Below are 4,234 nucleotides of genomic sequence, written 5' to 3' on the forward strand. Positions count from 1 at the left end.
GTCGGGCGGGGAGAGCCGGAGTTTCTGCCCGGCCAGATAGTCGATGTGAAAGTTGACGGCGGATCGGGTGAGGCCCGCGCACGACGGCAGCGGGCTCAGCCGTTCGATGACCTGGTCGATGGTGAGTACCGCGACCGGTGAACGGTCGCGCAGGCGCGGTTCGCGCAACGCCACGAGAATCAGGAAGTACTTCGCCGTCTCGTCAAGCGGAAAGACCTGGCGGGTCAACTCCGTGTCATCGGACCGAACCATGCGCCGGTCGACGTACTTGTATTGCGGCGCATACATCTTGAAGCCACCCACTCCGTCAGTCAACGGAAGCAGGACCCGGGCGAACTAGAACGGAACGGGTGCCCCCACCCGCCGGGGCGGAACCTTCACGAACTCGCCGGGACCCTCCGGATTCTCGACGACGTATGTCGGGTTCGCACTGAGGTTCGTCAACAGCCAGTAGTCCTCAACCGGACGCGCCTCCCCTGCACCCGGGACACCCCCCGGTCGGGCACGACCACGTCCACCCGATGGCCGGGCGCGCCGCGACCGAACGTGGCCACCTCGCCCGACCCCACCTTGAGCAGTGACGAGCCGTCGGCACGCCGTCCCGCAACTTCGATGATCACACCCTTCACAGAACAGCCCGGTGACCTGCGGCGGCAGCAGGCGCACCGGCCGACCCCGTCGCCACCCTGTCACCTGACAGGGTCACCCGCGGCCGCACCCGGCCTAGGCTCGGCCGCATCCCCACGAAGTCGATCTGTCGGACGACAGCTCCCATCTCGGATAAGGAGAGGACAGTGGTCAGACGCATACTGCGAGGTCTCGTGGTCGCCGGGGTCGCCGCGACCGTGGCCTTGGCCACGGTCGGCACGGCAGGCGCACGTGAGCTGGCGCAGCCGCCCCCCGCCGCGGCCAGCGCCACGGTTGCCCCGCGGGGGCCAGATGCGCAGCTTATCTTCGACGAGGCCGGAGCCTTCTGCGACCTGCAGGAACAGGACCCGCACTATTCGGGTGGCTTCGGTGATGCGAGCGTCCACGCCACCGCCGCCTGCTATTTCAACAGCGGAAACGGCGCACCGTACGTGGCCGAGAACATCTCGATCAAGACGCAGCTTTCCTACTCGGTGCTTCCTCCGTACTTCGAATTCGATCCGATTGGGGAACCATGTGTCGACTCGCGGCCGAACAGGTATAGTTACGAGGCGCCCTGTCACCGGCCGTGCCGGGACTACGGCTGGTATAAGGGCGAGTCTGAGATCGCCGTGACGATCAGGGGAGTGACCAAAGTGGGTTACGTCGACAACACCAAGTTCATCGAGGATTGTCCCGTACCACCGGCCTAGCGTCGAGTCGGGCGAGTCCTCATATCTGGCCGTCTATCACATGTACGATCTTGGTTATCACCCTTCGGTTGTCCCCGCATGATGAGTGAGCCCCTGCGCCGCAGCCTCCCGTGGCGCGCCCAGCAACTGCTGGGCGCGCCACGGGCGCTCGGTGTGCTCGCGGAGCTCGCCGGCCTGCGGCTGGGCGCCGTCCGAGATGCGTACGCCGGAAGTCCCGAACCGCCTGTATTCCTTGCAACACTGAGGACGAACATGATCGGCCCGCCCCACGCCGCCGGGTGGGCCAGCCGCCGGCGCGAGCACAGCCCTCAGCCACGGACCGTGTTGGAACCTTACGTTGACGCGCTGCAGGACGTGGAACGCCTCACTGCCGTCACCCTGCGCGCCGTCTCCGGCTGGGCGTGGTATCCCCTACAGCAGTCCGTGCGGCAGTTCCTGCTTGCCGACGCTCCGGTCCTCGCCGATGTCGCCGTGCGGCTGTCGGCTGCGCCGGCGGCGTGGTGGTGGTGGGAGCCGCTACGCCGCCAGGACCAGATCCTGCTGGGCTCTCCCGCGACCCCACCCGATCTCGACGAACTCGCCGCCCGGGCCACTCCCCGGGAGGCCCCCCGGTTCCGCCTGCCCGCCGGCATCCGCACCTCGACCAGGCTGGGCCCCAGGCTCCCCGCCACCCAGCTCTGCGACGTCGGCGTCACGTCGCGGCACGGACCGCAGATCGGTTGCTGGAGTGTGCCGGTTACCGCCCACGCGCGCGTTTACGAGCTACATGGCCCCAGCGACTGGTTGCGCCTATGCGAGCGCCATCCGACCGTCGCCAACGTGCCCGGCGAATGGCTGACCTGGGGCATTCATACGCCTTGGGCGCTCAGCCCCGACTGGCGCGCCGTCGCCCACGAATGGGACGCCATACACCTCAGCGTCGCCGGGCTGCTGACCGCATGCGGCAATCCCATGGTCACGGGAGCACGCGGGACGATCGCTGAGACTGCGGACAGCGAGATAACCATCTGGTTCCGTCCCTGCTTCGGCCGACCAACGCTGTCCGCCATCTGGGATACCGAGCGGGATGACCTCCCAGCAGCCACGACGACGTCCGAGACGCCCCGCCGGGAAGGTCGAAGCCGACCGCCCGACGGATGACGTGGTGGGCCCCGTGAGCCACAGTAAGAGCGTGTCTTACGTGGGGTGTCTCCACCTTCCACCGGTGCCGGCCGAGGCGTTCGGTGCTCTCCACGCCGCGGCGGGCGATACGAACCGCGATACGGCGTCGGCGCAGGAAACGGCGCAGGTCCGGCTGGTCGTAGGCCGTGCCCGCACGCGGCTTGCCCGGGTGGCGTCGCCGCGGGCCGTGCGGGGAACGGACCGCGGGGATGCTGGCGACCAGCGGGATGTCGAAGCGCGGTTCGAGTGCGTGTTAGATTACCGGTGTTCTACGTGTAATTACCATGGTCAAGAATGTGTTATTTTCATGATCGGATGTTGGTGCGCGCCTACGTTCCTCGCCTGCTCGACGTGGAGCTGCAAGATGTCCTCGCCTCCCACCCAGCCGTCCTCGTCGTCGGCCCCCGGGCGTGCGGCAAGACAACCACGACCCGGCGTGTCTGCCAGTCGATCCTGCGGCTGGACGTCCCGGCGCAGGCCGCGGTCGTCAGGGCCGACGCCGACGCGGCGCTGCGCGGGCTCGGGGAGCCTGTCCTGATCGACGAGTGGCAGGCCGTGCCCGAGGTGCTCGGCGCGGTGAAGCGGGCCGTCGATGACGATCCGCGCCCCGGGAGGTTCGTGCTCACCGGATCGTCGCAGGCCGACCTCACCGCCTCGGGCTGGCCTGCTACCGGCCGAATCGTCCGGCTGACGATGTATCCCCTCGTCGGTCGGGAACGCCACGGCGACCCGACCGCACCCTCGCTCATCGACCGGATCCTCGACGCCGACGCGGACGCGTTCGCGGATCCGCCTACCGGCTGGGACCTGCACACCTACCTGACCGAGGCACTCAGCAGCGGCTGGCCGGAGGCGCTGCGAACCGAGGCCGACCGAGCGCGCGACCGCTGGCTGACCGGCTACGTCGACCACCTCGCGACCCGGGAAGCCCCGGCCCTCGGCGTCGTACGAGACCCCCTGCGACTTCGCAGATATCTCCAGGCGATCGCCGCCAACACCGCCGGCTCGCCGACCCACAAGCTGCTCTACGACTCGGCGGGCATCGGACGTGACGCCGCCGTAGCCTACGACGACCTCCTCGACACCCTCATGATCACCCAGCGGGTCCCCGCCTGGGCGCGCAACCGCACGAGTCGCACGGTCCGGCTGCCCAAGCGGTACCTCACCGACCCCGGCCTCCTTGCCCCGTTGCTCCGTATCGACCACCGCCGCGCGCTCCGCGACGGCGACCTACTCGGACGCATCATCGACACCCTCGTCGCCGCACAGTTCCGCGCCGAGTGCGCGCTGAGCGTAGTCGGCGCCGACATGTACCACCTGCGCGACGCCAACGGCCGCCGTGAGATCGACCTGCTCCTCGAAGCCCGAGACAGCCAGATCGTCGCCGTTGAAGTCAAAGCGTCCGCAGCCCCTTCGCGTGCCGACGCACGACACCTTGAATGGCTTCAGGCGGAGATCGGTGCGCGGTTCACACTCGGGCTCCTCGTACACACAGGCCCACGGATCTTCCAGCTCGCGGAGCGCGTCATCGCTGTCCCCGTGGCCAGTCTCTGGTCCTCGAGCTGAGAGCACCACCAGAGATTCACTCGATGTTGCCGGCAACGTACACAGTGGTGTGGTGCGGGTCGTTGTCCGCCCGTCGTCGGGGACTCACCCACCGCCGGGTGGGTCGCGGTGGGTGTCAGCGGACAGGCCGAGCACCGGCTTCGCCGCCGAGGACAGCAGTCAACGCC

General features: G+C 68.4%; 4 protein-coding genes. 3 read left to right on the plus strand and 1 reads right to left on the minus strand.

Annotation, left to right across the window (positions count from 1 at the left end; translation table 11 throughout):
• The coding region (locus tag AC08OV_RS02925) for a hypothetical protein (protein ID WP_476619262.1) at positions 1 to 228 on the minus strand (228 nt) is incomplete at its 3' end.
• 566 nt (positions 229 to 794) lie between these two features.
• Between AC08OV_RS02925 and AC08OV_RS02930 the strand changes: the two genes are divergently transcribed.
• The 3 genes from AC08OV_RS02930 (at position 795) to AC08OV_RS02940 (ending at position 4,067) form a co-directional block, all read left to right on the plus strand.
• Entirely contained in the window at positions 795 to 1,340 is a 546-nt protein-coding gene (locus AC08OV_RS02930; protein ID WP_476615868.1) for a hypothetical protein, read from the plus strand.
• A gap of 78 nt (positions 1,341 to 1,418) precedes the next feature.
• A complete protein-coding gene (locus AC08OV_RS02935) occupies positions 1,419 to 2,480 on the plus strand; it encodes a hypothetical protein (protein ID WP_476615869.1) in 1,062 nt (353 codons plus the stop codon).
• 336 nt (positions 2,481 to 2,816) lie between these two features.
• Positions 2,817 to 4,067 carry an ATP-binding protein gene (locus AC08OV_RS02940; protein ID WP_476615870.1) on the plus strand — a complete coding sequence of 417 codons (1,251 nt, stop codon included), beginning with the start codon at positions 2,817 to 2,819 and terminating at the stop codon, positions 4,065 to 4,067.
• The last annotated feature ends 167 nt before the right edge of the window (positions 4,068 to 4,234 follow it).

The organism is Frankia sp. CeTa3Moorea, from assembly GCF_978021225.1.